The following is a 15094-nucleotide window of genomic DNA, read 5'->3' on the forward strand; positions in this document are numbered from 1 at the left end:
TTTACAGGTCTTGTCTGTTGAGATATACTAGCGATAGACGAACAATTATATATATTTTAGCAATAAGATTTCTTTGTTAGCACATGGAGGTAAACAAATGACACTTAGAGTAAGACTTCCGTTATTTTTCACCGTTCTGTTCACACAATTTGGTAGTGCGGTATTGACATTTTTCTTGTCTTTGACCGTACTCATGCAGACCAAAAGCCCTCTTGCCTTTAGTCAGATTGTCTTGATTGGTTCAGTTGTTAGTTTATTGGGAACACCTGTCATTGGTCTTATGGTGGATCGTTATCCTAAAAAACCACTATTGCTTATGGCTCAACTCACTAGTATGCTAATTTTGGCAATGTGTTTCTTTTTCAGTATGGGTCAAGTGACACCTAACTTGTTCATTGTCATCTTGATTGTGGTCTTGCTTAATCTAATGGATAGTCTAGTATCAACCACGATACTGGCATCGGCTGTTCATTTGGTTGAGTCAGAAGAAGAACTTGGACAGTTTAATGGCTTGATTCAGAGCGTTGACTCTGCCTCATCCTTGCTTGGTCCAGTTGTAGCAGGGGCGATTTATCCCTTAATGTCCTTAGATATGGCGATTGGCTTGGAGCTTTTGTTAGAAGGTCTGGGTTTAATCTCACTTTGTTTTCTCTCGTTTAGCAATCGCCCGTTTCAGCAGCTTGACGATGACATAGTTGATGGAAATGCTAAGGAAGAGCAGACATTGAAAGCTGCCTTGTCTTATTTATTTGACCAAAAAGTCTTGCTGATTTTATTGTTTGGCATGTTGGTCATGAATTTTCTTCTATCAGCTTTGGTGATTGGTTTTCCAATCATTGTGACCACTTATTTTTCAGAAAATAGTCTAGCAGTAGGCATTTTAGAAGCAAGTGTTTCAGTAGGTATGCTACTAGCCAGTAGTGTCTTTGCCTATCGCTCAATCAATCCTGATAAAATCAGTCTAATTATTAAGAGTTGGTTGGTTAGTGGATTTTGTCTTTTTGCCATTGTTTTTGGCGTTACGATTTTCAAACATAACCTGTTCTTTTTATTGATCTTCTTAGTCGTTATCAATCTGATGATAGGTTTGGCTTTGACAGCAGGTAGAATTCCTATTTTGACCTTATTTCAAAAGCAGATTGCACCAAGTAAGCAAGGTCGAATTTTTGCTATTCTTGATGTTTTGGTTCAGGTGTCAGTTCCTGTGGGGACCTTGATTTTTGGCTTGTTATTTGAGTATTTTCCTATTTTGACCGTGTTTTTCGTTTCAGGTTTTCTAATGCTTGCCTTTGTAGCCTATCTTAGCCGTTTTTTGAAAAAGAAAGATTTACTTTAAGAGAAAAGAGAAAGACGAAGTGATGTCTTTCTTTTATTTTAGCTAGTTTTTTGTCTAAAAAAGGAGTATAATAAATCTATAAAGCGTTTTCAAAAGAGGTGGTTTGGTGATTGATATTGATTATAAAAAAGTAACAGGTATGGTGCATTCAACAGAAAGTTTTGGAACAGTGGATGGTCCAGGCGTTCGCTTCATTATTTTTATGCAGGGCTGTAAAATGCGTTGTCAATATTGTCATAACCCAGACACTTGGGAAATGGAAACCAATAACTCTCAAGAACGGACGGTTGAAGATGTCTTGAAAGAAGCCTTGTCTTACCGTCATTTTTGGGGCAAAGAAGGTGGTATTACGGTTTCTGGTGGTGAGGCTCTGCTTCAGATTGAGTTTGTCACAGCCTTGTTTACGGAAGCTAAAAAACTAGGTATTCATTGTACCTTGGATACCTGTGCCTTGCCGTTTCGTGATACGCCAGCTTACCATGAAATTTTTGATAAATTGCTAGCAGTGACGGATTTGGTGTTGTTGGATATTAAAGAAATCAATGATGAACGCCATAAATTTGTGACCAGCCAAAGCAATAAAAATATCATTGCCTGCGCTAAATACCTATCAGATAAAGGAGTTCCAGTTTGGATTCGCCATGTTTTGGTGCCTGGTTTGACAGATATTGACCAAGATTTGGTGGAGCTAGGTCAGTTCGTCAAAACCCTTAAAAATGTGGATAAGTTTGAGATTTTGCCTTATCACACCATGGGCGAATTTAAGTGGCGAGAGTTGGGAATTCCCTATGCCTTGGCTGGTGTTAAGCCACCGACAGCAGACCGTGTCAAAAATGCCAAGGATTTGATGCAAACAGAAACCTATACCAATTATATGAAACGTATTCATTCCTAGTCTTTTGCGACTTGGCTTGATTTTTGGTATAATAAAGCGAAACTTAGAAATATATGAGGTAGAAAAGACATGTCGATTTTAGTATTTGGTCATCAAAATCCTGATACGGATGCCATTGCATCATCTTATGGTTGGGCTTATTTGGAGAAAAACGCTTGGGGGCGTGATGCTAAAGCAGTAGCCTTAGGCACTCCGAACGAAGAAACTGCCTTTGCCTTGGATTATTTTGGTGTTGAAGCACCGACTGTGGTAACGTCAGCTAAGGAAGCAGGTGCGAGTCAAGTGATTTTGACAGATCACAATGAATTCCAACAATCAATTAGCGATATTGCAGAACTTGAGATTTTGGCAGTGGTTGACCATCACCGTGTGGCGAATTTTGAAACAGCCAACCCACTTTATATGCGTTTAGAGCCAGTAGGTTCAGCGTCATCAATTGTTTATCGTGCTGCTAAAGAGACTGGTCTAGTACTGCCAAAAGAAGTGGCAGGTCTATTGTTGTCAGGTTTGATTTCAGATACGCTTCTATTGAAATCACCAACAACGGCAGAAAGTGATCATCAAGTGGCTAAAGAACTGGCTGAATTGGCAGAGGTTGATTTGGAAACTTATGGTTTAGCCCTATTGAAAGCAGGAACAAATCTCGCTAGCAAGTCAGCAGCAGAATTGATTGATATTGATGCTAAAACATTTGAATTAAATGGCAATCCAGTTCGTGTGGCTCAAGTCAATACTGTTGATATTGCAGAAGTTTTAGAACGTCAAGAAGAGATCGAGGCAGCCATGTTAGCAGCTAGTCAGGCTAATGGCTATTCAGATTTTGTATTGATGATTACAGATATTGTTAATTCAAATTCAGAGATTTTGGCATTGGGTCAACACATGGATAAGGTTGAGGCGGCATTCAACTTCAAATTGGAGAACAATCATGCCTTTTTACCAGGTGCTGTATCACGTAAGAAACAAGTAGTTCCACAATTAACAGAGAGTTTTAATGCGTAAAAAAGTTGAGCCATGTTTGGCTCAACTTTTTGAATTTATTAGTCCATTTTCAACATCAGATAAAGAAAATAAGGTGCACCAACGATAGCAACTAGCAGACCAGTTGGAATCCCCATGCCAACAAGGAAAATACGTCCCAAAGTGTCTGCGATTAGGAGGATGAGCATGCCGACCATCAGGCTAGTAGGAATAGTTAGAAGATGATTATTCCCAAGTTGTCGCTTGACACTATGACCAGCAATTAAACCAACAAAGCTGATATTGCCAACCAAGATAACACTGATGGCTGCTAGAGAGGTGGCTAGAAAAAGAATAAACAAGCGTTGTTTTTTTAAATTAAGTCCTAAGGCAGTTGCCGTATATTCGTTAAGGTTCATGATATTTAAAGCTTGATATTGACTGTAAGTTAGCCCCCATAATATAATCAAGGGAAAACTACAAATCAAAAGACTCTGCCAATTATCACCCGTGATTTGTCCACTTAGCCAGTTATTGATGTAATCAATCTTGTAGCGATCTACATAGCTAACTAAGGTTACGATAAGACTAGACATCATGGTGGAAATGCCGACTCCAGCAATAATCAGTCGATTGGGATTGATGTTGTGATTGGGTTTATAAGAAAGTAGATAGACTAGAAGAATTGTAGCATAGCTACCAAGAATGGTAAGACTAGGAAGCAAGGACTGGCTAATTGCAAACTCTAATTTCCCAAAAGCTAGTAAACTAGCAATAACCAAACCTGCCCCAGCATTGATACCCAAGATACCTGAGTCTGCTAGTGGATTTTGAGTAAGGGTTTGCAGTAACAAACCTGCGAGAGCCAGAGAGCCTCCTCCCATAAGGCTGGCCAAAATTCGAGGCAATCTAATATTGAAAAGAATGAGGTCGATTTCGCTTTGTTTACTGTTGTCAAAGAGAGTGATTAGATTGATGTGGCTTTCGCCAAATGATAAGGCTAGTAAACTAGCACACACTAGGCTGATAAATAAGACGACGATGACTTTTTTTGGAGATGAAGTCATAGATTTTGCCCCTTTCTAATGAGAATCAGAAAAGAAGGAAGGTTGATAAGGCTGACCACAGCATTTAGTGATGTTTCGTATGGCGAATTGATAACACGGCAAAGTAAGTCAATCCAAACCATAAAACTAGCTCCCAAAAGCATGGTCAGGGGCAGCAGTTGACGATAATTTTGCTTGCTGACGAGTTTGGCTAAATGTGGAATGAGAAGTCCAACAAAGGCTAGATTACCGACCAAGGCGACGCTGCTAGCCGATAGGAGCAAAACGATAGCTAAGAGCAATAGCTGTGTTTTTCTCATCTGTTGTCCCAAGGCTTGAGAGAGTGATTTTTCAAGATTAAGGAGATTGAGTTGATGGCTAAGAAGTAAAGCAAAACCAAGACCAACAAGGATAAATGGAGCCATAAAAGTAACCATGGGCCAGTTGACAGCGACTAGACCACCTGACTGCCAACCGATAATGCTGGTTGATAAATGGTTGGCTAGAGTAATCGCTTGACCAATGGCTGAAAATAGCGTGGTCATCATAGCTCCTGCTAAAATCAAGCGTATTTGATGATTGCTTGCCTTTTTTTGATAGGCAAGTCCAAAAACTAATAGGGCAGCTAGGCTAGCACCAATTAAACAAAAAAGTAGAATGAGGCTATAATGTAAGTTTTTCATCAAAAGATAGGATAACACTAGAGCTAAACCGGCACCGGCATTGATTCCCAATAGACCTGGGTCAGAAATAGGATTTCTAGTGACAGCTTGAGTGATTAAGCCTGAAGTTGCTAATCCAGCCCCAACTAAACAGGCAGCGATAAGTCGAGGGAAGCGGCTATCAATAATGATATTCTGAGCCTGACTGTCAAGAAAAGGTTGGGTTAAAATGGTCATCAGTTCTTGATGACTGTAACTAATGGCACCGAAACGTAGGCTGGCATAAATTCCCAATCCTAAGCCAATCAGACTGATGAAAAAAACAAGCCAAAAATGATTTGGCTTTGTTTGAAGAGAGTGTTTGCTTGTTGTCATATTGTCTTTCTAGTTGTTTATTGCTAGAATGGCTTTTTCTAAAACATCTAACTGATAATCGAGAGCTTTGGGGTCGTTGAAATAAAAAGCATTAGCAGGCACATTGATGATACGGCCATTTTGCACAGCAGGAATAGCTTGCCACATATCACTTTCATAAAGGGCGGCATTAGTCGTTGTCGTATCAGCTGCAACGATGGCATAATCACCGATATAGTTATTCAACACTTCCTTGGAGATAGAGAGATATCCCTTTGGAAAAACGTCTTGTGTGATCTTTTCTGGAGCTGTAAACCCAAGAGCTTGATAAATAATCTCGCCACCACGACCCCAGTTATCACCAAAAAGATAAACTTCTTTTTCACTTAGGCCGATGATAGTAAAGGTTTTATCTGCTCCAATACTCTTGGTCAATCTGTCCTTGGTCTGAGCTACCTTGTTTTCCCAAGTATTTAACCAATCTTGTGCTTCTTTTTCCTTGTTAAACACTTGTCCAAAATCAGAAAGTACTTGCAAGTAATCATGCTTACCATACTCGATGGCAATAACAGGGGCGATGGCAGCCAACTGTTCAAGATTTGCTTCGGTTGAGCCAGCAATAATCAAATCAGGCTTGGTTGCCGCTAGAGCTTCAAGATCTGTTGGCATGACTTCCTTAGCTTGTCCCAATTCTTTTTTCAGAACAGGATTGTCCATGTCATAGGTCGTAGCAGCAACAATATTAAGCCCTAACTGCATGAGATAGCCAGTATAGCTGGCAGATAAGCTAGCTACTCGTTTTGGTGACTGGGGAACTTGACCATAGTAAGTAAAGCCGTCGATTTTAGGCAAATTCTCAGAATCAGAAAGAGATTGATTGTTTGATGTGGCCTTGCCACAAGCTGCTAAAACCATAATCATGAGAAGGGTTAAAACTAAGCTAGTCATTTTTTTCATGTTTAGACTCCTTTGTGTAATTGATAACTGATTAGAATCGGTTTTTGTGAAAGCCTATCGGTTGTGATTTGAGCATCGATTTGGAAAATCTCTCGTAAGACAGACTTAGTCAAGACCTGATTAACAACTCCATGATGATGGATTTTGCCCTCTTTCATAGCAATTAAATAGTCAGAAAAACGAGTAGCTAGATTTAAGTCATGTAAGACCATAATAATGGTTTTTCCTTGCTGCTGATTAAGGTCTTGTAAGAGCTCTAAAATTTCCAATTGATGATTCATATCCAAGTAGGTGGTTGGCTCATCTAAAAAAATCGTTGGCGTATCTTGGGCTAAAGCCATGGCAATCCAAACACGTTGGCGTTGCCCACCTGATAACTGGTCAACATCCGTCTGGGCAAAAGGAGTAACTCTTGTGATTTCCATAGCCCAATGAATTTTATCACGGTCTTCATTGCTAAGACCACCTAGATACTTTTGATGTGGAAAACGACCATAAGAAATCAACTCATAGGTTGACAGCCCTTTTGGCACTTGTGGCGTTTGTGGTAAAAGGGCAATTTTTTTAGCCACGTCCTTGGTTGGTAATGAATGAATAGCCTGTCCATCCAGAAGAATTTGCCCTTTTTCAATAGGTGTTAGACGTAATAAAGCCTTGAGCAAGGTAGATTTTCCACAACCGTTGGGGCCAATAATGGTTGTGATTTGTCCATCGTTTAATTTAGTACTTAAGTTTGAGAGAATCTTTTGTTTATGATAAGTAACATGGATACCCTTAGCTTCAATCATTGACATCGTTTCTAGTCTTCTTTCTGATTTTTATTATAGCACAAAATAAAAGTCAGCCAAGAGGAGAAAGCTCTTTTCAGAAATATTGGAATCATTATTGACTAATCTAGAGGAAGTCGCATAAAATTCTAATTTTCATAACCTTATAGCAGATTTTCAGTTAATAATCTGCTATAATAGAAAAAAATAATAGAGGTGATTGTTATGGGTAACTTTCAAGTAATTTCACATCCTTTAATTCAACATAAATTGTCAATTTTGCGTCGCACAACAACCTCGACCAAGGACTTTCGTGAATTGGTTAATGAAATTGCCATGTTAATGGGTTATGAGGTTTCTCGTGACCTTCCCCTAGAAGATGTGGAGATTGAAACACCGATTACTAAGACTGTCCAAAAACAATTGACAGGGAAAAAGTTAGCGATTGTGCCAATCTTACGAGCTGGTGTTGGTATGGTTGATGGTTTGTTGAGTCTGGTTCCAGCAGCCAAGGTCGGTCATATTGGCATGTACCGTGATGAAGAAACCTTTGAGCCAGTGGAATACTTGGTTAAGTTACCAGAAGATATTAATCAACGTCAAATTTTTCTAGTTGATCCGATGTTGGCGACAGGTGGTTCAGCGATTTTGGCTGTAGATTCCCTTAAAAAACGTGGAGCAACCAATATCAAATTTGTGTGTTTGGTGGCGGCACCAGAAGGTGTAAAGAAATTACAAGCAGCCCATCCAGATATTGACATTTACACAGCAGCCTTGGATGAAAAATTAAACGAGAATGGTTACATTGTCCCTGGTCTTGGTGATGCAGGTGACCGTTTATTTGGTACCAAGTAGGTCGAGTAGGACTGAAACAGTTGTTTCGGTCCTTACTTTATGAAAGTAGTTAAATAAAAAAAATTGACCTTTTTTGACCAAGGCTTTATAATAGACTTATTGAATGTTGTAACGGTCATAATTGACCAAGCAAAATTAGAAATGGAGAGAATTATGATTCCAGTAGTAATTGAACAAACTAGTCGTGGCGAGCGTTCGTATGATATTTACTCACGCTTATTAAAAGATCGTATTATTATGTTGACAGGTCCTGTTGAGGATAACATGGCAAATTCTGTCATTGCCCAACTCCTGTTTCTTGATGCCCAAGATAATACCAAAGACATTTATCTTTATGTCAATACTCCAGGTGGATCAGTGTCAGCAGGTCTTGCTATTGTTGATACCATGAACTTTATTAAGTCAGATGTTCAGACTATTGTGATGGGAATGGCTGCTTCAATGGGAACGATTATTGCTTCAAGTGGTACTAAAGGTAAACGTTTCATGTTACCAAATGCAGAATACATGATCCATCAGCCAATGGGTGGCACAGGTGGCGGTACTCAACAAACAGATATGGCTATTGCAGCTGAACACCTCTTGAAAACCAGAGAAAATCTTGAACGAATTTTAGCAGAAAATTCAGGTCAACCTGTTGAGAAGATTCATCAAGATGCGGAACGCGATCGTTGGATGAGTGCGAAAGAAACGCTAGAATATGGCTTTATTGATGAAATCATGGCCAATAACAATTTGCAATAAAGTGAGTAACAAGAGATAAAAAGCAATTCCTTAGATAAATTGGTTAGCTTTTTATCTCTTATTTTGATGAGGAGAAGTGATGTTTGAAAGGCAAAAACGACAAGGTTTACTGGTTTATCTCTATTACAATCGAGATGCGAAAAAATTAAGTCAGTATGGCGATAAAATTTATCATTCAAAAAAAATGCGTTACCTGTTACTCTATGTTAATGCAGAAGGGGCTGAACAAATCGTAGCAGAAATTAGTCAGTTAAACTATGTGAAAACTGTGTTGCCATCGTATTTTACGGACATTAACCAAGAATTTGTTGGTAATTTACAGGAGTGAAAACGTTTTTATAATAAAATAAAAAAATTTAATAAAAAAAGTCTTGACAATTATCTGACAATTCAGTATGATATAAAACATATCAATTAAGAAATTCTTAAGGAGAAAAGATTATGAAGAAAAAATTTGCATTAGCAACACTTGCTTTTGTTAGTACAGCTGTCTTAGCAGCTTGTGGTGCTGCACCAGGTAGTTCGTCTAATTCAGCAGGTAATGAAGTTGGTGAAACAGTAAAAGTTGGTTACAACTTTGAGTTATCTGGAGCAGTAGCAGCTTATGGTAGTGCTGAGAAAAACGGTGCTGATTTGGCTGCTGAAGAAATCAACGCTGCTGGTGGTGTTGATGGTAAGAAACTTGAAGTGGTTTCTAAAGACAACAAATCGGACACAACTGAGGCAGCAAACGTAGCAACAAGCTTGGCGACTCAAGATAAGGTTGTCGCTATGGTTGGACCAGCGACATCGGCTAATACGGCAGCGACAGTTAGTGCTGCTCAACAAGCTGCAGTACCGTTGGTAACACCTTCAGGTACGCTAGACAGCTTGACTTTGGATGCTTCTGGTAAAGTACAAGATTACGTTTTCCGTGCGACCTTCGTTGATAGCTTCCAAGGAGCAATCCTTGCACAATATGCAACAGATAACCTAAGTGCTAAAAAAGTTGTTCTTTTCTATGACAACTCAAGTGACTACGCGAAAGCTGTAGCTGATCAATTCAAGAAATCTTACAAAGGGGAAGTTGTTGTTGAAGAGACATTTGCTTCAGGCGATAAAGATTTCCAAGCAGCTTTGACTAAAGTTAAAGATAAAGAGTTTGACGCAATCGTTATGCCAGGTTACTATACTGAAACTGGTTTGATCACGAAACAAGCGCGTGAAATGGGTATCGATAAGCCAATCCTTGGCCCAGACGGATTTAATGATCCACAATTCGTTGAAACAGCAGGTGCAGCAAACACTAATAATGTGTATTATGTATCAGGTTACTCAACATCAACTAACTTGACTGAAAAATCTTCTGCCTTTGTAAAAGCTTATACAGCGAAATATGGCTCAGAGCCAAACATGTTTGCCGCTCTTGCTTACGACTCAGTTTATATGGTAGCAGAAGCAGCTAAGGGTGCTAAAACGTCTAAAGATGTGGCAACTAACCTGGCTAGTTTGAAAGATTTTGAGGGTGTAACTGGTAAGTTCACAGTTGATGCCAACCATAACCCAGCGAAAACAGCACTTGTTGTTAGCTTGAAAGATGGTAAGGAAGCTTCAGCAACTTCAGTTGAAGTCAAATAAGGGACTTGACTATTTACATAGTCTGAATTAAAATAGCATAAGTGGAAGAATATATTCTTCCACTTATTCATTATTATTGATAGAAAGTTTGGTGACTCTATGCTTCAGCAACTTGTCAATGGGTTAATTTTAGGGAGTGTCTACGCCCTGATTGCCCTTGGATACACCATGGTATATGGTATTATCAAGTTGATTAACTTTGCCCATGGTGATCTTTACATGATGGGTGCCTTTATTGGTTACTATTTAATCTCAACCTTCCAGATGAATTTCTTTGTTGCACTCTTGTTGACAATGATTTTGACTGCGGCTTTGGGTGTTTTAATTGAATTTTTAGCCTATCGTCCGTTAAGAAATTCAACTCGAATTGCTGCTTTGATTACAGCAATTGGTGTGTCTTTCCTTTTAGAATACGGTATGGTTTACTTGGTTGGTGCCAACACGCGTGCCTTTCCACAAGCCTTACAGACAGTTAAATATAATTTAGGTCCAATTAGCATTACCAATGTTCAGTTGACTATCTTGCTTGTATCGGTCAGCTTGATGATTGCTTTGCAATTTATTGTTAAGAAAACAAAAATGGGTAAAGCCATGCGTGCAGTGTCTGTTGATAGTGATGCGGCACAACTTATGGGGATCAACGTTAACTCGACCATCAGCTTTACCTTTGCTCTTGGTTCGGCTCTTGCTGGTGCAGCAGGTGTCTTGATTGGTCTTTATTACAACTCGATTGATCCTTTGATGGGAATGACACCAGGTATTAAAGCCTTCGTTGCTGCCGTTTTGGGTGGTATCGGGATTATTCCAGGTGCAGCACTTGGTGGCTTTATCATTGGTCTTTTGGAAACATTCTCAATCTCAATTGGTTTGTCAAGTTTCCGTGATGCAGTGGTGTATATTATTTTGATTGTCATTTTGCTGATTAGACCAGCAGGTATTCTTGGTAAAAATGTGAAGGAGAAGGTGTAGCATGAAAAATTTGAAAGTAAATCTTGTTTGGCTTGCTTTGATTGCTGCCGTCTTTGTTCTCTTATCTGTTTTGATTTCTAGTGGTTTATTAGGCATTTATTATGTGCAAATTTTGATGGGAATTGGTATTAGCATTATCATGGCTTTAGGAACTAACTTAATTCTTGGTTTCTCAGGCCAATTCCCTCTAGGACAAGCAGGTTTCATGGCTATTGGTGCCTATGCGACAGCTATTTTAACAAAATCCATGCCGACCTATGCGGGATTTTATGTATCTATGCTTGTAGGTGCCTTGATTGCAGCAATAGTTGCCCTAGTTGTTGGTTTACCAACGTTACGTTTGAAAGGGGACTATCTTGCTATTGCAACCCTTGGTGTATCTGAGATTATCCGTATGATTATCATCAACGGAGGAGAGCTAACTAATGGTGCTGCAGGTTTGACTGGTATCTTACAATACACGACTTGGCCAACTGTATTCATCTTTGTGGTGGGGATCGTTATCTTGGTTTTAAACTACCTTCGTAGTCCAATGGGGCGTGAAGTGATTGCTGTTCGTGAGGATGAAATTGCGGCTGAGTCAATGGGTGTTAACACGACAAAAGCTAAAGTACTAACCTTTGTGATTGCAGCTATGATGGCAAGTTTGGCAGGGTCTCTTTATATTGGTTACCTTGGAACAGCAGTGCCAAAAGATTTCACCATTCTACGCTCGATTGATTATTTAATTATTGCCGTACTGGGCGGTCTAGGTTCAGTAACTGGGACAGTAGTTGCTGCTATTGTATTAGGTGTTTTAAATATGTTCTTGCAAAATGTATCAGAATTGCGAATGATTATTTACTCACTTGCTCTTATCTTGGTAATGGTCTTCCGTCCAGGTGGTCTTCTTGGTACAAAAGAATTGATGCTATCTAAATTTTTCGCAAAAGGTAAGGAGGGCAAAAACTAATGGCACTTCTTGAGGTAAAAAATCTGACTAAAAACTTTGGTGGTCTAACTGCCGTTGGTGATGTCACTCTAGAATTAAATGCAGGTGAACTGGTTGGTTTGATTGGTCCTAATGGGGCAGGTAAAACCACACTGTTTAATCTCTTGACAGGTGTTTATGAGCCAAGTGAAGGAACAGTGAGCTTAGACGGCACTCTTCTTAATGGAAAAAAACCATATACTATTGCTTCACTTGGTTTGTCGCGTACCTTCCAAAACATCCGTCTGTTTAAGGATATGACGGTATTGGAAAACGTTTTGGTTGGTATGGGGAACAATCGTAAGCCAAATCTACTAGCTTCTTTTCTTCGTCTGCCAAAATTCTATCAAAATGAAGAAGAATTGGCCTCAAAAGCCATGAGCTTACTTGCCATCTTTGATTTGGATAAGGATGCGGATACCTTGGCTAAAAATCTTCCTTATGGTCAGCAACGTCGTTTAGAAATTGTTCGTGCCTTGGCAACAGAGCCTAAGATTCTTTTCTTGGACGAGCCAGCAGCGGGTATGAACCCACAAGAAACGGCAGAGTTGACTAGCTTAATTCGTAAGATTAAGGAAGAATTTGGTATTACCATTATCCTTATCGAGCATGACATGAGTTTGGTTATGGAAGTAACAGAACGTATTTATGTTTTAGAATACGGTCGTCTAATCGCTCATGGTACACCAGAAGAAATTAAAAATAACAAACGAGTAATTGAAGCCTACCTAGGAGGTGACGCCTAATGCCTATGTTAAAAGTAGAAAATTTATCAGTCAGTTACGGTGTTATCGAGGCTGTTAAAAATGTTAGTTTTGAGGTTAACGAAGGAGAAGTGGTTACCCTAATCGGTGCCAATGGTGCAGGTAAAACGTCGATTCTACGAACTATTTCTGGCTTGGTTCGTCCAAGTGGTGGTACGATTTCATTTTTAGGTAATGAAATTCAAAAAGTCCCTGCTCGTAAGATCGTAGCAGACGGTCTGTCACAAGTACCAGAAGGTCGCCATGTCTTTTCAGGTTTGACGGTTTTGGAAAATCTTGAGATGGGTGCTTTCCTTAAAAATAATCGAGAAGAAAACCAAGCTAATCTCAAAAAGATTTTTGCACGTTTCCCTCGTTTAGAAGAACGTAAAAACCAAGATGCAGCGACTCTATCCGGTGGTGAGCAACAGATGTTGGCTATGGGGCGTGCCTTGATGAGTCAACCCAAGTTGCTCTTACTAGATGAGCCATCAATGGGGTTGGCACCAATCTTTATTCAAGAAATTTTTGACATTATCCAAGATATTCAGCGTCAAGGTACAACGGTTCTTCTGATTGAGCAAAATGCCAATAAGGCCTTGTCAATCGCTAATCGTGGTTATGTTTTAGAAACTGGTAAAGTAGTTCTTTCAGGAACAGGTCAGGAGCTTTTAGCTTCTGATGAAGTGAGAAAGGCCTATCTTGGTGGTTAACGAGAAAATCTCTGACACTTGTCAGGGATTTTTTTAACATAGAAAACGATTTCGACTTATGCTATAATAAAAGTAGATAAAAAGAGTGGAGGAGTATTTATGGCTGTTAAAGATTTTATGACTAAAAAAGTGGTTTATGTATCACCAGATACGAGTGTGGCTCATGCAGCTGACTTGATGAAGGAACAAAATTTGCGTCGTTTACCTGTTATTGAAAATGATAAACTAGTCGGTTTGGTGACAGAAGGAACCATGGCAGAAGCGACCCCTTCAAAAGCAACCAGTCTTTCCATTTATGAGATGAATTATTTATTAAATAAGACGAAGATTGGTGATGTCATGATTAAGGATGTAGTTTCGATTTCACCTTATGCGACGTTAGAAGATGCGATCTATCTCATGATGAAAAATAAGGTTGGTGTTCTTCCTGTAGCAGAAAATGGGATTGTGTCTGGCATCATTACTGATCGAGATGTCTTTAAAACCTTCCTTAAAGTATCTGGTTATGGTGAAGAAGGGGTGCGTGTGCGTTTGTTCTTGAAAGATCAAGCAGGAGCTTTTGAAAAAGTCGTTAAGATTTTTGCTGAGGACCATCTCAATATCCGAAGCGTTTTGGTCAATAATGAAAATGAAGATAAGGTTTTGGTTGAAGTCCAGTTGGATGGTCGTTTTGACCCAGAACTGTTGAAGAAAGAATTGACAGAACAAGGAGTTCAAGTGGATAGTGTGACCCTAACTGAGGTCAAGGCTTTATAAGGCTATTAGTGGTTGGAAAGGGAAAACTTTTCAACCTTTTTACTTGCTTGCGACTGCTTTTTTTGACTTTTTTTGATAGAATAGAACTACTAAACTAATGAAGGGCTGCTATGACAAAAGGATTATTGATTTCATTTGAAGGGCCAGATGGAGCTGGAAAAACAACAGTTTTAGAGCGTCTGTTACCTAGCTTGCAGGCTGAATTATCAGTTGATGTAGTGGCAACTAGAGAGCCAGGTGGGATAACGATCGCTGAAAAAATCCGTGACGTGATTTTAGATATTACGCACACTAGCATGGACAATAAGACGGAGCTGTTGCTTTATATGGCGGCTAGACGTCAACACATGGTTGAAAAGATTGTGCCAGCTTTGGAAAACGGGACCTTGGTGTTGGTGGATCGTTTTGTTGATAGTTCGATGGCTTATCAAGGTTACGGTCGCCAACTGGATAAGTCAGCGATTACTTGGCTTAATGCTTACGTTACCGATGACCGTGAGCCAGATTTGACCCTGTATTTTGATGTGCCTTCTGAAATTGGCCTAGAGCGTATCAATCAAAATAAAAATCGAGAAGTTAATCGTCTAGATTTGGAAAAACTGGAGATGCACCAGTGTGTGCGAAAGGGTTACCAGGAACTAGCCCAGCTGCACCCTGAACGGATTGTCTGTATAGATGCCACACAGGCTTTGGATCTTGTTGTGAAAGAGGCGATGGAAAAGATACTAACCTTAGTGAAAGGTAATTAGC

General features: G+C 39.5%; 17 protein-coding genes. 13 read left to right on the forward strand and 4 right to left on the reverse strand.

Annotation, left to right across the window (positions count from 1 at the left end):
- Positions 1-97: 97 nt before the first annotated feature.
- From FRX54_RS05590 to FRX54_RS05600, 3 genes are all read left to right on the forward strand, one after another.
- Complete coding sequence (locus FRX54_RS05590; protein ID WP_146461922.1) at positions 98-1336, forward strand: MFS transporter; 1239 nt, start codon at positions 98-100, stop codon at positions 1334-1336.
- 139 nt (positions 1337-1475) lie between these two features.
- Positions 1476-2231 carry a pyruvate formate-lyase-activating protein gene (gene pflA / locus FRX54_RS05595; RefSeq protein ID WP_146461998.1) on the forward strand — a complete coding sequence of 252 codons (756 nt, stop codon included), beginning with the start codon at positions 1476-1478 and terminating at the stop codon, positions 2229-2231.
- 69 nt (positions 2232-2300) lie between these two features.
- Positions 2301-3233, forward strand: a complete 933-nt coding sequence (locus tag FRX54_RS05600; RefSeq protein WP_146461924.1) for a manganese-dependent inorganic pyrophosphatase — start codon at positions 2301-2303, stop codon at positions 3231-3233.
- 38 nt (positions 3234-3271) lie between these two features.
- Here the strand turns inward: FRX54_RS05600 and FRX54_RS05605 are convergent, their stop codons facing one another.
- The 4 genes from FRX54_RS05605 to FRX54_RS05620 are packed head-to-tail and all read right to left on the reverse strand — an operon-like array spanning position 3272 to position 7004.
- Complete coding sequence (locus FRX54_RS05605; RefSeq protein ID WP_146461926.1) at positions 3272-4258, reverse strand: iron ABC transporter permease; 987 nt, start codon at positions 4256-4258, stop codon at positions 3272-3274.
- Positions 4255-5274, reverse strand: a complete 1020-nt coding sequence (locus tag FRX54_RS05610) for an iron ABC transporter permease (protein WP_146461928.1) — start codon at positions 5272-5274, stop codon at positions 4255-4257. The genes FRX54_RS05605 and FRX54_RS05610 overlap by 4 nt, the downstream gene beginning before the upstream one ends.
- 9 nt (positions 5275-5283) lie before the next feature.
- The gene (locus FRX54_RS05615) at positions 5284-6210 is read right to left on the reverse strand and encodes an ABC transporter substrate-binding protein (protein WP_146461929.1); all 927 of its coding nucleotides are present in this window, start codon (positions 6208-6210) and stop codon (positions 5284-5286) included.
- Positions 6211-6212: 2 nt separating this feature from the next.
- Positions 6213-7004 (reverse strand): ABC transporter ATP-binding protein, encoded by a 792-nt coding sequence (locus FRX54_RS05620; protein ID WP_146461930.1) that lies wholly within the window; start codon positions 7002-7004, stop codon positions 6213-6215.
- A gap of 198 nt (positions 7005-7202) precedes the next feature.
- On the opposite strand from FRX54_RS05620, the gene upp reads away from it, so the two are divergent.
- From upp to tmk, 10 genes are all read left to right on the forward strand, one after another.
- Complete coding sequence (gene upp, locus FRX54_RS05625; RefSeq protein WP_146461932.1) at positions 7203-7832, forward strand: uracil phosphoribosyltransferase; 630 nt, start codon at positions 7203-7205, stop codon at positions 7830-7832.
- Positions 7833-7973: 141 nt separating this feature from the next.
- Positions 7974-8576 (forward strand): ATP-dependent Clp protease proteolytic subunit, encoded by a 603-nt coding sequence (locus FRX54_RS05630; protein ID WP_146461934.1) that lies wholly within the window; start codon positions 7974-7976, stop codon positions 8574-8576.
- Positions 8577-8655: 79 nt separating this feature from the next.
- Positions 8656-8904 carry a DUF2129 domain-containing protein gene (locus FRX54_RS05635; RefSeq protein ID WP_146461937.1) on the forward strand — a complete coding sequence of 83 codons (249 nt, stop codon included), beginning with the start codon at positions 8656-8658 and terminating at the stop codon, positions 8902-8904.
- A 113-nt stretch (positions 8905-9017) separates the two neighbouring features.
- Complete coding sequence (locus FRX54_RS05640; protein WP_146461939.1) at positions 9018-10193, forward strand: ABC transporter substrate-binding protein; 1176 nt, start codon at positions 9018-9020, stop codon at positions 10191-10193.
- A 99-nt stretch (positions 10194-10292) separates the two neighbouring features.
- Positions 10293-11162 carry a branched-chain amino acid ABC transporter permease gene (locus FRX54_RS05645; RefSeq protein ID WP_146461941.1) on the forward strand — a complete coding sequence of 290 codons (870 nt, stop codon included), beginning with the start codon at positions 10293-10295 and terminating at the stop codon, positions 11160-11162.
- 1 nt (position 11163) lies between these two features.
- Positions 11164-12114, forward strand: coding sequence for a branched-chain amino acid ABC transporter permease (locus FRX54_RS05650; protein WP_146461943.1), 951 nt, complete (start codon positions 11164-11166; stop codon positions 12112-12114).
- Entirely contained in the window at positions 12114-12878 is a 765-nt protein-coding gene (locus FRX54_RS05655; protein ID WP_146461946.1) for an ABC transporter ATP-binding protein, read from the forward strand. The genes FRX54_RS05650 and FRX54_RS05655 overlap by 1 nt, the downstream gene beginning before the upstream one ends.
- Positions 12878-13588, forward strand: a complete 711-nt coding sequence (locus FRX54_RS05660; protein ID WP_146461948.1) for an ABC transporter ATP-binding protein — start codon at positions 12878-12880, stop codon at positions 13586-13588. Before FRX54_RS05655 ends, FRX54_RS05660 begins: the two co-directional genes overlap by 1 nt.
- A gap of 99 nt (positions 13589-13687) precedes the next feature.
- A complete protein-coding gene (locus FRX54_RS05665) occupies positions 13688-14344 on the forward strand; it encodes a CBS domain-containing protein (protein ID WP_146461950.1) in 657 nt (218 codons plus the stop codon).
- 110 nt (positions 14345-14454) lie between these two features.
- Positions 14455-15093, forward strand: coding sequence for a dTMP kinase (tmk, locus tag FRX54_RS05670; protein WP_146461952.1), 639 nt, complete (start codon positions 14455-14457; stop codon positions 15091-15093).
- The last annotated feature ends 1 nt before the right edge of the window (position 15094 follow it).

Origin of the sequence: Streptococcus sp. sy004, assembly GCF_007859205.1 — a bacterium.
Lineage (GTDB): Bacteria > Bacillota > Bacilli > Lactobacillales > Streptococcaceae > Streptococcus.

Excerpts from the sequence above, each read along its gene's own strand:
- pflA (WP_146461998.1), top strand. The coding sequence starts at position 1,476 with ATGGTGCATTCAACAGAAAGTTTTGGAACAGTGGATGGTCCAGGCGTT.
- tmk (WP_146461952.1), top strand. The coding sequence starts at position 14,455 with ATGACAAAAGGATTATTGATTTCATTTGAAGGGCCAGATGGAGCTGGA.
- FRX54_RS05590 (WP_146461922.1), top strand. The coding sequence starts at position 98 with ATGACACTTAGAGTAAGACTTCCGTTATTTTTCACCGTTCTGTTCACA.
- FRX54_RS05600 (WP_146461924.1), top strand. The coding sequence starts at position 2,301 with ATGTCGATTTTAGTATTTGGTCATCAAAATCCTGATACGGATGCCATT.
- upp (WP_146461932.1), top strand. The coding sequence starts at position 7,203 with ATGGGTAACTTTCAAGTAATTTCACATCCTTTAATTCAACATAAATTG.
- FRX54_RS05655 (WP_146461946.1), top strand. The coding sequence starts at position 12,114 with ATGGCACTTCTTGAGGTAAAAAATCTGACTAAAAACTTTGGTGGTCTA.
- FRX54_RS05620 (WP_146461930.1), bottom strand. The coding sequence starts at position 7,004 with ATGTCAATGATTGAAGCTAAGGGTATCCATGTTACTTATCATAAACAA.
- FRX54_RS05630 (WP_146461934.1), top strand. The coding sequence starts at position 7,974 with ATGGAGAGAATTATGATTCCAGTAGTAATTGAACAAACTAGTCGTGGC.
- FRX54_RS05660 (WP_146461948.1), top strand. The coding sequence starts at position 12,878 with ATGCCTATGTTAAAAGTAGAAAATTTATCAGTCAGTTACGGTGTTATC.
- FRX54_RS05615 (WP_146461929.1), bottom strand. The coding sequence starts at position 6,210 with ATGAAAAAAATGACTAGCTTAGTTTTAACCCTTCTCATGATTATGGTT.
- FRX54_RS05645 (WP_146461941.1), top strand. The coding sequence starts at position 10,293 with ATGCTTCAGCAACTTGTCAATGGGTTAATTTTAGGGAGTGTCTACGCC.
- FRX54_RS05665 (WP_146461950.1), top strand. The coding sequence starts at position 13,688 with ATGGCTGTTAAAGATTTTATGACTAAAAAAGTGGTTTATGTATCACCA.
- FRX54_RS05635 (WP_146461937.1), top strand. The coding sequence starts at position 8,656 with ATGTTTGAAAGGCAAAAACGACAAGGTTTACTGGTTTATCTCTATTAC.
- FRX54_RS05640 (WP_146461939.1), top strand. The coding sequence starts at position 9,018 with ATGAAGAAAAAATTTGCATTAGCAACACTTGCTTTTGTTAGTACAGCT.
- FRX54_RS05650 (WP_146461943.1), top strand. The coding sequence starts at position 11,164 with ATGAAAAATTTGAAAGTAAATCTTGTTTGGCTTGCTTTGATTGCTGCC.
- FRX54_RS05610 (WP_146461928.1), bottom strand. The coding sequence starts at position 5,274 with ATGACAACAAGCAAACACTCTCTTCAAACAAAGCCAAATCATTTTTGG.
- FRX54_RS05605 (WP_146461926.1), bottom strand. The coding sequence starts at position 4,258 with ATGACTTCATCTCCAAAAAAAGTCATCGTCGTCTTATTTATCAGCCTA.